An 18,122-nucleotide genomic window follows, 5' to 3' on the forward strand; every position below is an offset into this window, starting at 1 on the left:
TGATAGAGTTTACCCCCCCCGCGGAAATAAACAAAAAAAACAGTTTACCTAGTTATTAATTACGCTTCATCCATCCCTAGACAACTTTATACAAAGAAAATAACCTTTTGGAGTTCCAGCCCTCTTGCTTTTTAGTGTCCAATATTGTTTTTTTTTTTTTTTTTTGATTTAACAGCACTCTTTTTATGAAACAAGCAAAAACACACGCTCTGACATTTCACGGGCAACTAACCCCGCTGGGAATTAAAAAAAATAAATAGGATTAAATCCAATCGCTTTCACACTTTCTTTAAGGCCCCAAGCCATAGATGGGTTATCCATCTTTAAGAATTAAAAAATATTAAATTTTAGTGTTGCATTATTCATCAGATAGTACCTTTATTAAAAAATGATATTATTAGCTGTGAAAGGAAATTATAAAAATTAACTAGTTTATGGAGAAAAAATAGGTTAATTTTTAATTTTAAAGATACTATCTGATGAATAATGCAATTAAAAAAATCGCTCTAATAAGCGATTACTTTAATTTGTATTTAATTACTTTATTTATATTTTTTATAAAACCTCAACTTTTTTCTTACTACCACATTTTCTAAAAATTATTTGTTTTAATTTTACCAAGTTTTCGTAAGTGTTGTTTTAACCCATGATGTCATCAAAAATTACAAGCGTCAGTTATCACAATAATTGTGACAGGAATCATTGCTATTGCTAAACAAGAAGGAATAAAATATCAATTATTTAAATTATAAACTTCTAAATCATTTAAGTTTAGTACTTTATTATTAATTCAAGGAATAAACAAAATAACAATATTTAATAAAACTACTCCTATTGCGGCATAAATTAATGGTCGATTAATAATTGGAGTAAAATGTTGCTTTATTTTTCAATTTGTTAAAGTAACAGTATTAACAAACATACTTGGCGCACAAGTTAAAACAATAAAAATTCCTGTTCGACCAAAATCAGAAATTTGCAATTTCATTTCAATTGTAATATTAGGATCACTACTTCGTAAAAAATCAAAAGCTGTATGATAACCATAATCTTCGTATGCTTGAGTTGGAACAAAACTCATTCCAAAATAATAAGCGCCAACACAAACACTTGTTGTTAAAATTGTAATGCGAATCATTGGTATTCAAATATTTTGAAATAAGGGATTCTTCCCTTGCACAGGTTTAATTGTCATTAATGTATCATCATTATCAGCCATTCCAATACAAATTGCTAAAATTGATTCAATAACTAAATTCATTCATAAAATATCAGTTGCTTCAACTGGTGAAACATGGTTAATTAAGGATAAAATAAAAATTGATAAAACATTTGCTAAATTAACTCCAATCACAAAGGTAATTGCTCGGCGAATTTTTTGATAAACATTACGGCCTTCATTAACCCCTTTAATAATTGTTTCAAAATTATCATCCGTTAAAATAACATCAGCTGCTTGTTTTGCAACATCTGTTCCAGTAATCCCCATTGCTACCCCAATATCAGCTTTTACTAAACTTGGAGCATCATTAACCCCATCTCCTGTCATTGACACAAGATAATCTTTCTGCTGTAAAATATTAACAATCCGAACTTTATGTTCAGGATTAACTCGTGCAAATACTTTAATATTATCAACAATTCGAATTAATTGCTTATCTGTCATTGCATTTAACTGCTCTGAAGAAATTACTTCATATTCTGAATAAGCTAAGTCTAATTCTTTGGCAATTGCTAGAGCAGTTGTTGCATGATCACCAGTAATCATAACAACTTTAATTCCAGCAGCATGTGCTTTTTTTACTGCTTCAATAGCAGATTGACGAACAGGGTCAATCATACCAACAGCTCCTAAAAAAATTAATTTTTTTTCTAATGCCTCAGGGTCTTGTTCATCATCAAAATTAGTATTATAAGCAAAAGCTAATACCCGTAATGCTTGTCCTGATAAATCATCTGCTAACTTTAACAACAATTTTTTATCTTTTTTTGTTAATGTTAAAATTTCATTATGAATCATAATGCGATCACAACGTTCTAATAAACTATCCAATGCACCTTTTGTAAAAGTTGTACTAACCCCTTCAATCACATTTAAAGTTGACATTAATTTCCGTTCAGAATCAAAAGGAACTTCATCAATTCGTTCTCATTTATCACGTGAATCTTGCTCATCATAAGCAAATAATTCAGCATAATCAACTAATGCTAATTCTGTTGGGTCACCAATCCGTTCTTTATCTTCAGTAACACTATCATTACATAAAACTAATGCTTTTAAAAATAAATCTTGGTGCTGATCCAGACTACTATTAACGTATTCGTCAGCATTAATTACAGCATTATTCATCATTACTTTTTTAACTGTCATTTTATTTTGTGTTAAAGTTCCTGTTTTATCAGTACAAATAACATTGACACTTCCTAATGTTTCCATACTAGCAAGTTTTTTGACAATCACATTTTGTTTTGCCATTCGTTTGGTTGAAAATGATAAAGTAATCGAAACAACTGCTGCTAATGATTCTGGAATCACCCCAATTGTTAAAGTAATTGCTACCATTAAATAATTAATTCATCCAATTTTATTACCATTAAAATATAATGCTAAAAAAATAACAATAGCAATAATAAAACTTAAGCCTGCAATTCAATACGAAAACTTTGTTAGTTTTTTTTCTAAATTTGTAGCAGTTTCTTCTGTTTTATTAATTGTTGTTGCAATTTTTCCAATTTCTGTTTGTTGACCAACCTTAATAACTACACCAACTGCTCGCCCAGCTGTAGTAAAAGTTGACATGAAAGCAATATTTTTCATTTCTGCTAAAATTGTTGTTTGCTCAATTGGGTAAGCTATTTTATGAACAGGAACACTTTCCCCCGTTAAAATTGCTTCATCAATAAATACATCAGATTGTTCAATAATGCGTAGTTCCGCTGGAACATATTTTCCTGCTTCTAAAATAACAATATCGCCAACTGTTAATTCATTGGCTGGAATTTCTTGCTGAGAATCATTTCGAATTACGACCGCTTTTGGTTTTGAAAAAGATTTTAAAGCGGCCATTGATTTCTGCGCTTTTACTGTTTGGATTGTTTCTAAAATTGCATCAAGGATAACAATTGCTGCAATTACTGAAAAATCAATAAAATATTCGCCCTGAATTTGTCAATTATTTCCAATCATTGGTGCAATTACTGAAATTACAGCTGCTGCAATTAAAATTAATTGGATTGGTTCAATTAAGGCTTTGCCAAAAATAACATATCATGGGGTTACTTTACTTTTTGGTAATTCATTTTTTCCATATTGTTTTTTCCGAACAATTACTTCTTCTGAAGTTAAACCCGTTTCAAAATTAGTTTTTAAATTAGTTTCTAAGTTGCTATTATTCTGGGATATGTATTCTTCCATCACTAATGACCTTTCTATTTTACTGTGTTGTTAATTATTATACCTGAGACGTGTAAAATGAAGCGCAACAAATCTTTATTAATTAAATAATATAATAAAAATTAAAAAAATCAACCATAAATTTAAAAAAATTAAAAATATTTTTAATTTTTCTTTATATTTTAAATATATTTACACACTAAAAATAATTTATTAAGTTTTTTTTATTAATAAATTTATTTAATATTCTGTAAAAATACTTCTTTTGCACTTATTCAATTTAAACACGGTAGGATTTTTTCATTAATTACATCATTAACTACCCAATCTAATCGTTTCTGACTAACTTTATTAAAATCAGTTCCCTTAGAAAATCATTTTCTTAATTCACTATTCATATATTCAATTAAGGGTTTTTGTTGTGGTTTACCAGCATCACAAAAATACACTTGTGTTTCAGCAAAGATTTCCATTTCTCTTCATTTATAAAATTCTTTTACTCTATCAGTATGATTTTATAATTTTAATACAAAATATTTTTTACTTAATTGTTCTACCAAAACTAAAAGAGAAGATTGATGGTTTTTACCAACAACAGTATCCATTTCAAATCATCCAACATTAAAAAGTTTATTTTCAATGTTTCAAATTGACTTAAAATTAGTTAATTGACCACGATTATCTTTTTTTCCTTTTGTGTAGTATACCACATACATTTTAAAGATTACAAGAAAATAACAAAAATAATAAAAATATTTATTTATAATATAAAAATATCATAAAATAAATAAATAAAAAATATAAAATTAAACAAACTAAAAATTAGTTTAAATACAAAAACTTAATAATTTAAAATTATTTAATTAAACTATTCAAAAAGTTAAATGGTGTCTGAAAATTTAAAGACTTATGAACTCTTTCAAAATTATAAAAATAATAATAATCATTTAATTTATTCTGTAAACTAACGACATTTAATATTTTTTCTTCAAATACAAATAATTTATTATAATTTTGATAAAATCTTTCAATCTTGCCGTTTGACTGTGGAGAACGAACGGGTGTTGTCTGATGAAAAATATTTTTATCTTTTAAAAATTGAGTAAAATTAGTTTCTTTAACATTATTTTTTTGATTATTCCGATAATTATTAATAAATTCAGAACCGTTATCAGTTCTAATCCGTGTTATTTTAACACCAAATATATTTTTAAAATCACTAATTGCTTTTTTAACAGAATCAATAGCATTATCAATACTTAATTTATTATAAACATACCCTAATGCTAATCTTGTTTTTTCATCAATAAAATCATAAACATAATACTTTTTATTAACTGGAAATTTACTTGGTACAAAATATTTAGCGTCCATCTGTAATAAACCTATTTCTTTAACTTCATATCTTGGATGTTGTTTTTTAATTTCTTTAATTTTATTTTTTATTTTTAATCATCTTTCATCTTTTTTAAGTCAACGAAAAAATGTTTTTAAATTTTTTGGTGCTTTATTTTTTAATTCTTCTCCATGAATCCCTTTTTTTAAATTATAAAACAAAGATAAAACACCACCAGCACACTTATTACAATATTCAAAATATAAATTACAAATATTTTGACGAACATCTTTACTATATTGATAATTAATATTATTAGGAATTGTTGACTTTAATAACAATTTATTAAAATCATTATTTTTATATGCAATTAAAATTCTATTCGCTCAATAATAAAAAGTTGAAAACTTATTTTTAAAATATTTTTTAATTAAATCTTTCAACAAAAATTTATCATTATTAATATAATAATCATTACACAAATTAATATATGAAAATATTTTTTGTTTTATTTTTTTATAATATTTATTTTTATAATTTTTACTTAAAAAATTTTTTAATTTTGCTTGTAAATCAAACAAATTAAAATTATTAATAATATATTTCATTAATTTACACCTACCATCAAAAATATATAAAATTAATATTTAATACAAAATAATTAATATATAATTGATATATAATAAAATCAATTATATATAAAACAATAAAAAGGAACAATATATATGAAAAAATGAATAAGTATTTTAGGAACAATCGTATTAACAGCAACAAGCACAACAACATTAATCAGTTGTAATAAAGAAAATAATAATGAAAACGGGGCAAGTAATAAACAAAAACCATCACCAGAAAATAGTAATTGAAAATTAATTACTAATTATTATTGACTTAAAAATAATTTTGATAATAAATATTATTTTGTTATTTGAAAACAATCATATAGTAATGAATGAGAACTAAAAAAATTTAAACATGATAGTAAATATGATATGCGAATAGAAAATTATATTGAAGGTAATCGTTTCAAAGGTCTTTATCGTTGAGATGGTAATGGTGAACCTGAAACACCAACAATCAACAAAAACACCGGTAAAATTACTGATTGAAAAAAACAAAAAGGAACTTAATAACAGTTCCTTTTTTATATTAATCGTACAAATTTCATAAAGATAATTAATAAAAAGATATTTGTTATTGTACTATACAATGCTGGATTAAATTTTCATACTTCGAATATTTGACTAAAAAAACTATATACTGTCTCAAAAACCTTGCCAACACCACTCGCTAACTCGTTAACTTGTTTAACACCAGGAATAGTATTAACAATTCAAATTACGGCATTTTTAATATGAGCACCAAAATCTCATCAACCCTCAGGCGTTACATATTGTACTTGTCATCATTGCTTATCAGGAAATAAACCACCACTATTTATCTCTTGTCAATTATAAATCCCAAAATTAAAATCATAATATTGGTACATATCATTCTCTTTTTGAGCTTGCAATTCAAAAACATTGTAACCGATTTTTTGTTCTTCAATTTTCTTGTATTGTAAACCATATTTTGATTGTAAATCACCACCAAAAACATAACCAGAATTTAACTTAATATCATAATTATTAACAACCGAAAAATCATAATTAAAAACACTACCATAATTATTAATGGTATAAAACCGATTTTTAAATGCTGAATATAATTTAATATCTAATTGCTTATATTTATCCGAAAAATAAAAATATTGTGGATAAATTTTAAAACCATTATTTACTAATAAACCATATTTTTTATTATAACCTTGAACATAAGTATTATTTTCTAAATCAAAAATCGTTCGTAAATAATTAGTATAAAATTTCTGTGAAATCTTAAACATACTATTTAATAATTTATCAAATTGTAATTTATCATTAATATTCTCACTCAATAAAATATTATTAAAATTTTGTAATTTCAAAGCAAAAAAGTTAACTAAAACAGTATTATACTGTAAATTATCAATATATCCATTTTCAATAAATGAACTACGATTTTGAAACACCGGCACCAAAGCACTTGCGAAAAATGACTGTAAAAACTTAGATAAATCAAAACGACCGTTAAACTGTTGAAAATATCTTAAATCTTTATTATTTATGGATGAATAAATTGAACCATTAAAATTAAAAACTTCACCCGTTCCCGTTCGTATAAAACTAAAATTAAAACTTAAATCATCACTATTAACATTATTCAACTCTAAAGGGTTCACCATCACCATCTCAACGATAAAGACCTTTGAAACGATTACCTTCAATATAATTTTCTATTCGCATATCATATTTACTATCATGTTTAAATTTTTTTAGTTCTCATTCATTACTATATGATTGTTTTCAAATAACAAAATAATATTTATTTTCAAAATTATTTTTAAGTCAATAATAATTAGTAATTAATTTTCAATTATCTTGTTTTAACTTAACTCTTGGATAATGATTTTCTTTATAGCGGTCAACATTGTCGACAATTTTTTTAGATACATCATACATATTATATTTTACGGCAAAAGCATAAATAAAATCAGTTAAATCATTTAAAAAATTTTCCTTTTTAACATCATAAAATTTTTCAACCATATATGTATTTTTTCAACTATCTCACATTTGATAAAAACTAAAAAAAGATGAGCTTGGTTTATCATAAACAAATCCCGTTGAATAACTATCTTGTAAAAAATCCAAATACCATTTATCATTAAACAATAATTTTTTTGATGTTTTTAAAGTTGGATTAATAAAATAATTTGTTTCAGACCAATTTTCAAAAAAACTGCTGCGTAAAAACATTGTATTAATAAAATCAGTTTCATTAATACCTTTACCAGTACTATTCTCTTGTTTAAGCGTATAATACTTCTCATTTAACGGTCTAAACGCCGTTAAAGTAATAAATGGAATAACCAAACCTAAAAAACTTAAAATAAATATGGCAAATAAAGATAACGATTTTTTCATAAACTTAACTCCTAACTATACAATGTTTTTGAAACAATAAACCCAACAATATATAAACTCGATATTGTTAACATTAACGGATGACTAAACAAAACTGCCATTCTACCAAATAATCAAATCAACCAAGTATCAGAATTATATAAATCCATAATAATATTTTTTGCTGATGTAAATTGATTAATAATAACAGTAATAAAACCAGTTCCAAATATAGCGATTGCCACCACCAATAAAACTAATTTAATCATTATTTAACACCTCTTTTAATTTTTGCTTGTTGTCTAATATTTTGACGTTTAATTTCTCGTTTAACTTGTTGCTTATTACTATTCTGATAAACATTTTTACCAACATTAATACCTTTTCGTACAGTTGACGAATATACTTGCGAAACACCATTATTAACTGTTGAACCTAAATTATTATACTGTGTTGATGTGCCGTGAATTGCGTAAATTGATAACTTAATAACCATAAAAAAGATTAAAAAATAAGCAATCGACGTATTTGTCATAGGTAACTTTGTATTTCAAATTACATCAAAAATAAACAAAAATATATCAAAAACAAAACTAAAAATCTTGTCTCAATTACTATTATTATTTTCAACTAATAAATTAATCATCTTTCCTATTTCCTTTCTCTTTTTTAGGTTTTAAATTCTTTTTCAAAATATCAATATCAAATAACTCCAATCGTTCTTTAACACTTAATTTTGTAATTTCCGACCAATAATATTCTTTTTTATTAATAATTTCATCATTTTTTAAATCACGCACAAATTTTAATCATTGACTATCATACTTATTGGCAAATTCAAGCGGAATAATTATTTTAAAAAACCGAATTCCTAATCCAACATCCGACTTATGTTTTACTCGTTTACCTTCTGCTGTTCGTTCTACTGATTTTGTTTTTCAAATTTCATAATCTGTTATATCTTGAAAAATTCCAATTCGCATAATAAAGAAACGATTAAAAAAATTAAATCCCTTTTTAGCAACAGGTTTTTTCAATGAAATTGGAATAATAATGCCACTTGCTAACTGGCGAATATTATTTAAAATCATACCCTCACGCTGAGCATTAAACAACGCACGATTACCAAACTGTCTCGCTAAAACAATTCACGGTATTTTACCACTATGAACTTTTTTCTCATCGTGAGGACTAGTTCCATCAATATACAAATAACTTTCATCAAATAAAATAACAATATCATCGGGTGGGACTGGTTTTGTTCGGTCAGTAAAATCTAAATTCTTAAATGTTAAAACTTTTACTTTATCATCTTCTAACGGATAATTACTATAAATTTCATCTGTCAATAATTTCATAGTTTGCGATAAATAAGTTAAAAGTAATTTTTTACCAGTTCCTAATTTACCAATAATTACCGACAACGGATTATCTCAAATAAATTGAACTAACCGAAAAGAATTTAACTGATAAAAAATATTTTTTCACAATCATCACACAAAATAAACACACTGCAAAGCAAACAACAATCAAAATACCAAACCAACACAATACCAAGAAATTATCCAAAATAATAAATCAATTAAACTAAATAAAATCATTGAACCACTAATATAACAATAATTTTTAAAGAAAAATACAAACCTTTTCATTATTTAAAATACCCAACTATTTTAAAAACTATTCACAAGAAAAACCAAGTTAAGAACAAAATAACAATTCAAATACCAACCATTAAAGTTAAATATTCATTTTGTGTTAAATTTCACATTGTAATAGTTTCAACATTTTTTTTATCTATAAACAAAAATATATGAATAAAAAACTCTTTTAATTTTTGTCAATCATTTTGCATATTTAAAAAATCCACATTTTTTGAATAAGTTTAAAAAAAATTCCAAAAAACAAAACAATAAATAACACAAACGATATAACATATAAAAAATCAGGAGCATTAGAACCAATAATATAACTAACAAATTGAACTCAATAATCATATAAACTCATTTAATTTAAATCTTCCAAATCTTTAATTAATTGTTGCTCTTTTTCAACAGTTCAATTTATTAAATTATTATTGTTATTATTTACTTTTACTTTTTTAGGTTCACTTGAAAATAACGCTTCTTTCATTTTAGTAAAATAATTTTGTTTATATTGATTATATAAATTGATTAATTCTGTTCCAGTTAAATATTTTCAAATATTTCGCTTTAAATTTTCATCATACTTTATAATAGGATAAGAATTATCATAAATCAAACCGATTGCTACTTGCTCTGAATGTTTTTCACTCGGATAAATAAACTTATTACTCAACCAAAAACCAATATGGCGATTATGATTGGGTAAATTAATAAAACTTGCTTTATCTGTTGTAAAAGGGATAAATTCCTTACTAATAAAATAATTTTCTATATTCTGATTTTTCTTAATATAATTACTCAATTTTATCAACTCCTTCAATTTGTCAATATTGAATTAATTTTTCTTTTTCAACATCAAAATCCACCTTAATTTCAAAAATATATTTTATATGCATAATAATCATAAAAATAAATGATATAAAAGCAAATACAGACATAATAATTGCAAGTACAAAGTGTGGAAAATCTTTATCATAACTTAATATTGAAATATAAATAAAAAAACTTAAAATAAATAAATTAATAATATGTCCAAAAAAACAAATCAAATTTAATCAAAAAATATTTTTAATAAAATCTCTCTTTATTTTTTTATATTCCTTAGTTGTTTTAAATTTCATATCCATAATATAATCTCCTAACTAAATATTTGTTTAATAAACAATGTTATAAATAATGTTTATATAATGTTTATTTATTGTAATAAACACTGATTATTAACAATGTTATAAAAAATGTTAATATATTGTTTATTTAATGTTTAATAAACACTGTTAATAAACACTGTTAATAAACATTGTTAAATATATAAAATAATAAAAATTGGCACACTTAAAATAACTATTAAGAACTTTAATAGTAAATATAATAAGTTCATTTTTCTATTTAATAAATTCATTTTTTACATCAAATCACATATAAAACCAGTGTGCCACAGTTAAAATATATGATAAATAATAAATACTAAAATCCTTTAACCATAAAACGGAAAAAGCTTAATACTTTAATAATCAAAAAAATTGCAAACGGAATTAAAATAATTCACGCATCGCCTAAAAAACCATTATCTCAGGTAAAATATTTGTTATACCTTCTTTAACTTTTCATAATGCACTAGTTAAACCAGTTCAAATACCAGTCATACCCTCGGTCATAGTTTTAGGTGTATTTGCTAAAAAATTAACTGCTGTTGTTAAATACATACCTAACATTATTTTTTATCCTCCTTTCTTTCAATTATTTTTTTATCTTTTTTCTTTCCTCGAATTTGTTTAATTTTTTGAAAAATTGATAAACCAATTCAAGCAAAAATCCCCAATAAAATAATAATACTAAATATTATTGTTAATCAAGTTGGCACAATATAACTCCCTTCTAAAAAATTAAAAAATTGAAATTTGCAAACTCGCTCCGCTCGTTGTCGCTTCGCTCCATTAAAAAACATTATTGAATAAATTATCCGCTAATAAATTACGCGGAATAATTTATTCTTTACTTTTTAATTTCAATATCTTTTGCAATCTTATTAACAGTATTAATAACATTATCTTTACCATACTTTTTCACTAGCGACCGCAAAATAAAATATTGCTTTGTTTGCATAATTTCAACTCCTTAATTAAAAATATTAAAAAAAATTTACTTTCCAAAACTGTAAAAACCAAAAATACAAAATGTGTGTGGTTTCTACACTTTTTTTCCTTTTGTTTTAAATTTTTTAACACGATAACATAAATTTTCCTTTTTTAGCAACAGGTTTTTTCAATGAAATTGGAATAATAATTCCACTTGCTAATTGACAAATATTGTTTCAAATCATACCCTCACGCTGAGCAGTAAACAACGCACGATTACCAAAATGTCTCGCTAAAACAATTCACGGTATTTTACCACTATGAACTTTTTTCTCATCGTGAGGACTAGTTCCATCAATATACAAATAACTTTCATCAAATAAAATAACACTATCATCAGGTGGGACTAATTTTGTTCGGTCGGTAAAATCTAAATTCTTAAATGTTAAAATTTTAACTTTATCATCTTCTAACGGATAATTACTATAAATTTCATCTGTCAATAATTTTATAACTTGCGATAAATAAGTTAAAAGTAATGTTTTACCAGTTCCTAATTTACCAATAATTACCGACAACGGATTATCTCAAATAAATTGAACTAACCAAAAAGCGTTTAACTGATAAAAAATATTTTTTCACAATCATCACACAAAATAAATACACTGCAAAACAAACAACAATCAAAATACCAAACCAACACAATATAAAGAAATTATCCAAAATAATAAATCAATTAAACTAAACAAAAACATTGAACCACTAATATAACAATAGTTTTTAAAGAAAAATATAAACTTTTTCATTATTTAAAATACCCAACTATTTTAAAAACTATTCACAAGAAAAACCAAGTTAAGAACAAAATAACAATTCAAATACCAACCATTAAAGTTAAATATTTATTTTGTGTTAAATTACACATTGTAATACTTTCAACATTTGTTTTATCTATAAACAAAAATATATGAATAAAAAACTCTTTTAATTTAATTCAATCATTTTGCATATTTAAAAACTCCACATTTTTTGAATAAGTTTAAAAAAAATTCCAAAAAACAAAACAATAAATAACACAAACGATATAACATATAAAAAATCAGGGGCATTTGCACCAATAATATAACTAACAAATTGAACTAAATAATCATACAAACTCATTTAATTTAAATCTTCCAAATCTTTAATTAATTGTTGCTCTTTTTCAACAGTTCAATTTATTAAATTATTATTGTTATTATTTGCTTTTACTTTTTTAGGTTCACTTGAAAATAATGCTTCTTTCATTTTAGTAAAATAATTTTGTTTATATTGATTATATAAATTGATTAATTCTGTCCCAGTTAAATATTTTCAAATATTTCGCTTTAAATTTTCATCATACTTTATAATAGGATAAGAATTATCATAAATCAAGCCGATTGCTACTTGCTCTAAATGTTTTTCACTCGAATAAATAAACTTATTACTCAACCAAAAACCAATATGGCGATTATGATTGGGTAAATTAATAAAACTTGCTTTATCTGTTGTAAAAGGGATAAATTCCTTACTAATAAAATAATTTTCTATATTCTGATTTTTCTTAATATAATTACTCAATTTTATCAACTCCTTCAATTTGTCAATATTGAATTAATTTTTCTTTTTCAACATCAAAATCCACCTTAATTTCAAAAATATATTTTATATGCATAATAATAATAAAAATAAATGATATAAAAGCAAATACAGAAATAATAATTGTAATTACAAAGTGTGGAAAATCTTTATCATTTCAACTCAATATTAAAAAATAATGTTTATATAATGTTTATTTATTGTAAATAACACGGAAAAAGTTTAATACTTTAATAATCAAAAAAATTGCAAACAAAATTAAAATAATTCACGCATCGCCTAAAAAACCATTATCTCAGGTAAAATATTTGTTATACCTTCTTTAACTTTTCATAATGCACTAGTTAAACCAGTTCAAATACCAGTCATACCCTCAGTCATAGTTTTAGGTGTATTTCCTAAAAAATTAACTGCTGTTGTTGAATACATACCTAACATTATTTTTTATCCTCCTTTCTTTCAATTTCTTTTTTTTTTTTTTTCCTTGAATTTGTTTAATTTTTTGATAAATTGATAAACCAATTCAAGCAAAAATCGCCAATAAAATAATAATACTAAATATTGTCGTTAATCAAGTTGGCATATTACATCTCCTATCTAAAAATATCGCAGCACGCTTCGTGTGTTCGCTACGCTCAAAATAAACTATATTGAATAAGTAATTTATTCATTTTCTTTTTCATTATTAATTACTATTTTATTTACAGTATTAATAACAATATCTTTTCCATACTTAATTACTAAAGACCGCAAAATAAAATAATGCTTCTTTTCAATAAAAAATCAACTCCTTTCAGAATTGATTTGTTGCACTTCGATTACACCATGCCATCTTAAAAATTTTATTTTAAAAAAGTTATTTTTACTTCTTAATCATGATTTTTTTTGTAAATAAAATTATTTATTTTTATTTAAGATGTAAATAAAAAATTAAAATCAGAAATAATATTTCTGATTTTAATTTTACTTAAATTATAAATTTTTATGGCGTTTAACAAGATTCTTTTGGTTAACGCCAAACATTGAATAATAAGCATTTCGTCATTTTACAACACCTTGCCCCATTCGATTGTAATTGTTTGAAGCATTACGTAATAAATTAATCCTTTGCTTCGTTAATTCTAATAAATTACCTTGGCTAAAAGAAGGTCACTTTTGATAAATATTTGTTATTTCTTGTTGTTTTTTATTTTTTAATGTCCTTTGCTGAGAATGTTTTTTTGTATCTTTTTTATTTTTTTTTAAACTAAGTCCTTGTTTTAGTTGTTGGGTTTGACCTATTGGACGTGCATTATAATTTGTTTTAATCTTAATATTATATTGTTGGCGCATTAAATTTAAAATTGTTTCTTTTTGAGCAAAAGTTAATTCTGTTTTTGCTTTTAAAATTCGCTCAATTGAAAGAAAATTCAATTTTAGTGAATTTAAAAATTTAAATTTTTTTAACGCTTTTGGATCTAAATTTAATTTGTTCAACATTACCAATGATTCCTTTTATTGGATATATTATACATTTTTTTCTATTGAATTAAAAATATTTTTTCATAAAATAAGTTAAAACTTCTTGTTGTGAATAAATATGAACATTTTTCTTCATTGCAATATAATGATGCTTTTGAAAAAAGCAACAGCTGGTAAAAAAGCATCCACAGTAATGTCTAAAAAACCGTTTGTTTGTGCTTCTAATTATAACTGTTTCAACAATTTTTTGCCAAAATATCACCCTTGATATTCAGGGTCAACATATAAATCAGTGATTTGATTTTGTTGGGGATGATAAGCACCATAACCTAAAATTTTATTTTCAAAACTAATTACATATACTATTTTGGTTTATAATTTTTTATAAAAATTATTATTCTGAAAATACTGTAAAATAGCTTCTTGTTTTAAAAGATTATAATCATCAAGACTAATTTTCTTAATGATTTTTTGTCTTAACTGATTAATTTGGTTTTGATCAATAATTGTAGCTTTTGGAATCATTCGTGCTTCCTTTCTTTCACATTTTTCCTTTGCTATTTTAAAATAATCAAAAAACACAGAGTTCAGGTTTTATAAAAAATATAAATAAAGTAATTAAATACAAATTAAAGTAATCGCTTATTAGAGCGATTTTTTTAATTGCATTATTCATCAGATAGTATCTTTAAAATTAAAAATTAACCTATTTTTTCTCCATAAACTAGTTAATTTTTATAATTTCCTTTCTATGAATTATTATATTTTTTCGGTTTAACAGCTAATAATATCATTTTTTAATAAAGGTACTATCTGATGAATAATTCAATACTAAAACTTAATATTTTTGAATGCTTAAAGATGGATAACCCATCTATGGCTTGGAGCCTTAAAGAAAGTGTGAAAGCGATTGGATTTACCCATATTTATTTTTTTAATTCTCAGCGGGGTTAGTCGCCCGCGAAATGTCAGAGCGTGTGTTTTTGCTTGTTTCATAAAAAGAGTGCTGTTAAACCGAAAAAAACAATATCGGACACTAAAAAACAAGAGGGAGGAGCTCCAAAAGGTTATTTTCTTTATATAAAGTTGTGTAGGGATGGATAAAGCGTAATTAATAACTAGGTAAACTGTTTTTTTGTTTATTTCCGCGGGGGGTAAACTCTATCAAAATATCCTATCCGCCCCCGCTCACCCCGAAGTGGAGCGGGCGGCGAAGTAATTAAATACTAAAATAAATTATCTACTAAATATCAAAATATTAACCAATAAAAGAATACTATGTTTTTTACAGAAAGGAAGATATTTAATGAAAAAATTAAATAAAAAAATTATTAATAAATTACAAGAATTAATGATACGAGCTTATCCAGTAATGGCAAATGATATTAAATATGAACACTGAACATTAACCCTTACCAACTTTACCCATAATTTTATTACCATTAGCATAACCAGCAAAAGCAATACGAACACCACTAGGAAAAACAATTTCTCCACCTTCTTTAACATTTTTAGGTCAAATAATACCATTTTCATTGTTTGGTCCTAAATCAATACCATATTTATCATATAAGTAATTACATACATTAATTGTATCTCTAAAAGTAGTGTCCTCATGTGTATTAGCATATCTTCGTAAAATGTTGGATGAAGCATCGCTAAAATTACAAGCATAAAATAACTTTTCTGCTATATGATTTCATGTTTTATTAGTACCACGACCCGCAGAAGAAAACTTAAAAAAAAACTTGGTGAAGTAAAATAACGGGCATAACTATCACCAACAAAGCCTTTAAATATTTCTCAGTAAAAACCAAAATTAAAGTCACTAAAATTTAAATCATATTTTTTATTTAAATGTTCATAACTAGTAATTCGTTTTTTGTTATTAATTTTAGTAAAATCTTGCATTTTTAAATCTCCTTGCTTTTAAATTTATGATAAGATAAATAAACTTATCAAATATCAAATTAAATATTATTAATGTCATATTAAAAATGTTTTTTAAAGATAGGTAATAATACATTTTAAAAAAAATAACTCATTAAAATGAGTTATTTTTTTTCTTTATGTAAAGTATGTTGGTTACATTTTGAACAATATTTTTTCACTTCTAATTTGTCCTGTTGTTTCTTTTTGTCACGTTTTGCAATGTAGTTTTCTTCCTTACATTGTTCACAACGTAAAATTATTCCTTCACGCATTTGTTTATTCCTCTTTTCTGCTTAAATCTTATTCTTCCTGAATTTTACAACAAGTATATCATAGCAAAATAATTTAAATTTACCAATTATTTTTGTTGCTTTCCGCATTTTTTTAATTATCTCAACGAAAAATTTGAACAATTAGCCATATTAAGAGACCAGTTAAAAAAAACTAAACCCAACATAACACCACAGCTAATACTTAAGCCCTTGATTGATAAAATTGCTTCTTTATAGTGCGCACCAAATAAAGCCGGAATAAAAGTTACAAATAAGAATGAACCTCCGACAAATAAAATTGTTAAAATGGTAGTTACTATTGATTGCATTGTTCGTGAATTAATTAAGATAACAGCAATACCTAATAGTTTAATTCCTAATAATGCAATGCGTTTATAGACAACTGACATTTTTAAATCATTTAAAAACCCATTAACATATATACAGCAACACTTGCCCCCGTTGCAATAAAAGTAACTCCAATTGATAGTGTCATAACATTCGGTCCTTGGCTGTAGTTAACAAAAATTGCTTGGCAAAGTATTGCAATTGGAATTAGTACAACGGAAAAAATTAAAACCATTTTTTGTCATCGCAAATAACTTAGAAAAAAATTAGATGGTGCTGATAAATTAACTTTTTCATTAACTAATCAACTATTTTTTATTTTTATCGATGTATTTTGCTCATTTTTTCGCTCATTTGTCATGTTCGATTATTCCTGTTCTATAGCCCTCCCTTGTTTATAAGCGCCAATTTGATATTCTTTAAATTAATCTTTGAAAAAAGCTTCAACACTGCAATATTCGGCAACAACATCAACTACTTTTGTTACTTTTGTAATTTCTCCTGAAACCATAAAAATTAAAATATCACAAAACTTCTCAATTTCTTCCATATTATGTGAAATTAATAATAATGCTTTATTTTCATTTGCTAAAAAAATACTTAAAATCTCATATATTTTATCTTTAATTTCTAAATCTAAGCCTGTTGCTAATTCATCAAGAATAATGAAATCTGGGTCAACAATTAATGCTAATAAAATATTAATCTTTTGTTGTTGTCCGCCAGATAATTTTGAAATATCCTTGTTCATAATTTTTTTAATTTGTAAATTTAATAAAAGTTGATAAATGTTTTCTGGTGAAATTAATAAATTATAAGCTTTTAAATACAAATTTAAAATATCATAACCAGTAATGCCACGAGGATATTTAGATTCTTGCAATTGCATCCCAATCCGAATTCCAACTTGTTTTTCATAGAGTTGTTTTCCCTGTTCCATTTGGTCCAACAACTCCAATTCGATCTGCTTTTTGTACAGTTAAACTGATTTTTTTTAAGACATGTTGTTTTCGATAAAATTTATTAAAATTAGTACATTTAACCAAAAAAGTCT

Annotated in this window: 26 protein-coding genes and 3 pseudogenes; 1 reads left to right on the forward strand and 28 read right to left on the reverse strand. The window is 24.5% G+C overall.

Going from position 1 to position 18,122, the window contains the following annotated elements; all coding sequences use genetic code 4:
* Window positions 1-592: 592 nt before the first annotated feature.
* The 3 genes and pseudogenes from SKUN_RS04505 to SKUN_RS04520 all read right to left on the reverse strand — a co-directional run bounded on the left by SKUN_RS04505 (window position 593) and on the right by SKUN_RS04520 (window position 5,338).
* Window positions 593-3,415 carry a cation-translocating P-type ATPase gene (locus SKUN_RS04505; RefSeq protein WP_053391033.1) on the reverse strand — a complete coding sequence of 941 codons (2,823 nt, stop codon included), beginning with the start codon at window positions 3,413-3,415 and terminating at the stop codon, window positions 593-595.
* Between the two features lie 215 nt (window positions 3,416-3,630).
* Window positions 3,631-4,098 (reverse strand): annotated as a pseudogene (locus SKUN_RS08425) (transposase); the annotation flags it as partial.
* A gap of 151 nt (window positions 4,099-4,249) precedes the next feature.
* Window positions 4,250-5,338, reverse strand: coding sequence for an IS481 family transposase (locus SKUN_RS04520; RefSeq protein WP_053391036.1), 1,089 nt, complete (start codon window positions 5,336-5,338; stop codon window positions 4,250-4,252).
* Window positions 5,339-5,455: 117 nt separating this feature from the next.
* On the opposite strand from SKUN_RS04520, the gene SKUN_RS09850 reads away from it, so the two are divergent.
* Window positions 5,456-5,860 carry a lipoprotein gene (locus tag SKUN_RS09850; RefSeq protein ID WP_053391037.1) on the forward strand — a complete coding sequence of 135 codons (405 nt, stop codon included), beginning with the start codon at window positions 5,456-5,458 and terminating at the stop codon, window positions 5,858-5,860.
* A gap of 14 nt (window positions 5,861-5,874) precedes the next feature.
* On the opposite strand, the pseudogene SKUN_RS11775 reads toward SKUN_RS09850, so the two are convergent.
* The 25 genes and pseudogenes from SKUN_RS11775 to SKUN_RS11780 form a co-directional block, all read right to left on the reverse strand.
* Window positions 5,875-7,735 (reverse strand): annotated as a pseudogene (locus tag SKUN_RS11775) (spiroplasma phage ORF1-like family protein).
* An 11-nt stretch (window positions 7,736-7,746) separates the two neighbouring features.
* A complete protein-coding gene (locus SKUN_RS04535; RefSeq protein ID WP_053391038.1) occupies window positions 7,747-7,983 on the reverse strand; it encodes a hypothetical protein in 237 nt (78 codons plus the stop codon).
* Complete coding sequence (locus SKUN_RS04540; RefSeq protein ID WP_053391039.1) at window positions 7,983-8,360, reverse strand: hypothetical protein; 378 nt, start codon at window positions 8,358-8,360, stop codon at window positions 7,983-7,985. The genes SKUN_RS04535 and SKUN_RS04540 overlap by 1 nt, the downstream gene beginning before the upstream one ends.
* Window positions 8,353-9,366 (reverse strand): hypothetical protein, encoded by a 1,014-nt coding sequence (locus SKUN_RS04545; protein ID WP_053391040.1) that lies wholly within the window; start codon window positions 9,364-9,366, stop codon window positions 8,353-8,355. Before SKUN_RS04545 ends, SKUN_RS04540 begins: the two co-directional genes overlap by 8 nt.
* Window positions 9,366-9,569, reverse strand: coding sequence for a DUF2649 family protein (locus SKUN_RS04550; protein ID WP_053391041.1), 204 nt, complete (start codon window positions 9,567-9,569; stop codon window positions 9,366-9,368). The genes SKUN_RS04545 and SKUN_RS04550 overlap by 1 nt, the downstream gene beginning before the upstream one ends.
* Before the next feature lie 152 nt (window positions 9,570-9,721).
* A complete protein-coding gene (locus tag SKUN_RS04555; protein WP_083436100.1) occupies window positions 9,722-10,162 on the reverse strand; it encodes a DUF3627 domain-containing protein in 441 nt (146 codons plus the stop codon).
* Window positions 10,155-10,487, reverse strand: a complete 333-nt coding sequence (locus tag SKUN_RS04560) for a hypothetical protein (RefSeq protein WP_053391043.1) — start codon at window positions 10,485-10,487, stop codon at window positions 10,155-10,157. The genes SKUN_RS04555 and SKUN_RS04560 overlap by 8 nt, the downstream gene beginning before the upstream one ends.
* A gap of 426 nt (window positions 10,488-10,913) precedes the next feature.
* The gene (locus SKUN_RS10660) at window positions 10,914-11,072 is read right to left on the reverse strand and encodes a hypothetical protein (RefSeq protein WP_235510947.1); all 159 of its coding nucleotides are present in this window, start codon (window positions 11,070-11,072) and stop codon (window positions 10,914-10,916) included.
* Window positions 11,072-11,305, reverse strand: a complete 234-nt coding sequence (locus SKUN_RS10665) for a hypothetical protein (protein WP_015988087.1) — start codon at window positions 11,303-11,305, stop codon at window positions 11,072-11,074. The genes SKUN_RS10660 and SKUN_RS10665 overlap by 1 nt, the downstream gene beginning before the upstream one ends.
* A 294-nt stretch (window positions 11,306-11,599) precedes the next feature.
* Window positions 11,600-12,241: pseudogene (locus SKUN_RS04570) on the reverse strand (hypothetical protein); the annotation flags it as partial.
* The gene (locus tag SKUN_RS04575; RefSeq protein WP_053391044.1) at window positions 12,241-12,444 is read right to left on the reverse strand and encodes a DUF2649 family protein; all 204 of its coding nucleotides are present in this window, start codon (window positions 12,442-12,444) and stop codon (window positions 12,241-12,243) included. The pseudogene SKUN_RS04570 and the gene SKUN_RS04575, both read right to left, overlap by 1 nt.
* 2 nt (window positions 12,445-12,446) lie before the next feature.
* Window positions 12,447-12,596, reverse strand: a complete 150-nt coding sequence (locus tag SKUN_RS09305) for a hypothetical protein (RefSeq protein ID WP_158500778.1) — start codon at window positions 12,594-12,596, stop codon at window positions 12,447-12,449.
* Window positions 12,597-13,037: a DUF3627 domain-containing protein gene (locus SKUN_RS04580; RefSeq protein ID WP_083436101.1), complete on the reverse strand. Its 441-nt coding sequence runs from the start codon at window positions 13,035-13,037 to the stop codon at window positions 12,597-12,599. It abuts the gene before it with no gap.
* Complete coding sequence (locus SKUN_RS04585; protein ID WP_053391046.1) at window positions 13,030-13,221, reverse strand: hypothetical protein; 192 nt, start codon at window positions 13,219-13,221, stop codon at window positions 13,030-13,032. Before SKUN_RS04585 ends, SKUN_RS04580 begins: the two co-directional genes overlap by 8 nt.
* 113 nt (window positions 13,222-13,334) lie before the next feature.
* Entirely contained in the window at window positions 13,335-13,493 is a 159-nt protein-coding gene (locus SKUN_RS10670) for a hypothetical protein (RefSeq protein ID WP_235510949.1), read from the reverse strand.
* Window positions 13,462-13,638: a hypothetical protein gene (locus SKUN_RS08445; RefSeq protein ID WP_083436102.1), complete on the reverse strand. Its 177-nt coding sequence runs from the start codon at window positions 13,636-13,638 to the stop codon at window positions 13,462-13,464. The genes SKUN_RS10670 and SKUN_RS08445 overlap by 32 nt, the downstream gene beginning before the upstream one ends.
* An 80-nt stretch (window positions 13,639-13,718) precedes the next feature.
* Complete coding sequence (locus SKUN_RS09310) at window positions 13,719-13,868, reverse strand: hypothetical protein (RefSeq protein WP_158500779.1); 150 nt, start codon at window positions 13,866-13,868, stop codon at window positions 13,719-13,721.
* A gap of 159 nt (window positions 13,869-14,027) precedes the next feature.
* Window positions 14,028-14,534 (reverse strand): hypothetical protein, encoded by a 507-nt coding sequence (locus SKUN_RS04590; RefSeq protein ID WP_053391047.1) that lies wholly within the window; start codon window positions 14,532-14,534, stop codon window positions 14,028-14,030.
* Between the two features lie 207 nt (window positions 14,535-14,741).
* Window positions 14,742-14,882 carry a GNAT family N-acetyltransferase gene (locus tag SKUN_RS11630; protein ID WP_327196287.1) on the reverse strand — a complete coding sequence of 47 codons (141 nt, stop codon included), beginning with the start codon at window positions 14,880-14,882 and terminating at the stop codon, window positions 14,742-14,744.
* A 6-nt stretch (window positions 14,883-14,888) separates the two neighbouring features.
* A complete protein-coding gene (locus SKUN_RS10675; RefSeq protein ID WP_235510950.1) occupies window positions 14,889-15,041 on the reverse strand; it encodes a hypothetical protein in 153 nt (50 codons plus the stop codon).
* Between the two features lie 1,164 nt (window positions 15,042-16,205).
* Window positions 16,206-16,427 carry a hypothetical protein gene (locus SKUN_RS04600; protein WP_053391048.1) on the reverse strand — a complete coding sequence of 74 codons (222 nt, stop codon included), beginning with the start codon at window positions 16,425-16,427 and terminating at the stop codon, window positions 16,206-16,208.
* A 143-nt stretch (window positions 16,428-16,570) separates the two neighbouring features.
* Complete coding sequence (gene rpmG, locus SKUN_RS04605) at window positions 16,571-16,720, reverse strand: 50S ribosomal protein L33 (protein ID WP_004028258.1); 150 nt, start codon at window positions 16,718-16,720, stop codon at window positions 16,571-16,573.
* Window positions 16,721-17,141: 421 nt separating this feature from the next.
* Complete coding sequence (locus SKUN_RS10680) at window positions 17,142-17,429, reverse strand: hypothetical protein (RefSeq protein WP_235510951.1); 288 nt, start codon at window positions 17,427-17,429, stop codon at window positions 17,142-17,144.
* Between the two features lie 63 nt (window positions 17,430-17,492).
* Window positions 17,493-18,008, reverse strand: a complete 516-nt coding sequence (locus tag SKUN_RS04615) for an ATP-binding cassette domain-containing protein (RefSeq protein WP_327196263.1) — start codon at window positions 18,006-18,008, stop codon at window positions 17,493-17,495.
* Window positions 17,938-18,114, reverse strand: coding sequence for an ATP-binding cassette domain-containing protein (locus tag SKUN_RS11780; RefSeq protein WP_408640721.1), 177 nt, complete (start codon window positions 18,112-18,114; stop codon window positions 17,938-17,940). Before SKUN_RS11780 ends, SKUN_RS04615 begins: the two co-directional genes overlap by 71 nt.
* Window positions 18,115-18,122 lie beyond the last annotated feature (8 nt).

It is taken from the genome of Spiroplasma kunkelii CR2-3x, from assembly GCF_001274875.1.
Lineage (GTDB): Bacteria > Bacillota_I > Bacilli_A > Mycoplasmatales > Mycoplasmataceae > Spiroplasma > Spiroplasma kunkelii.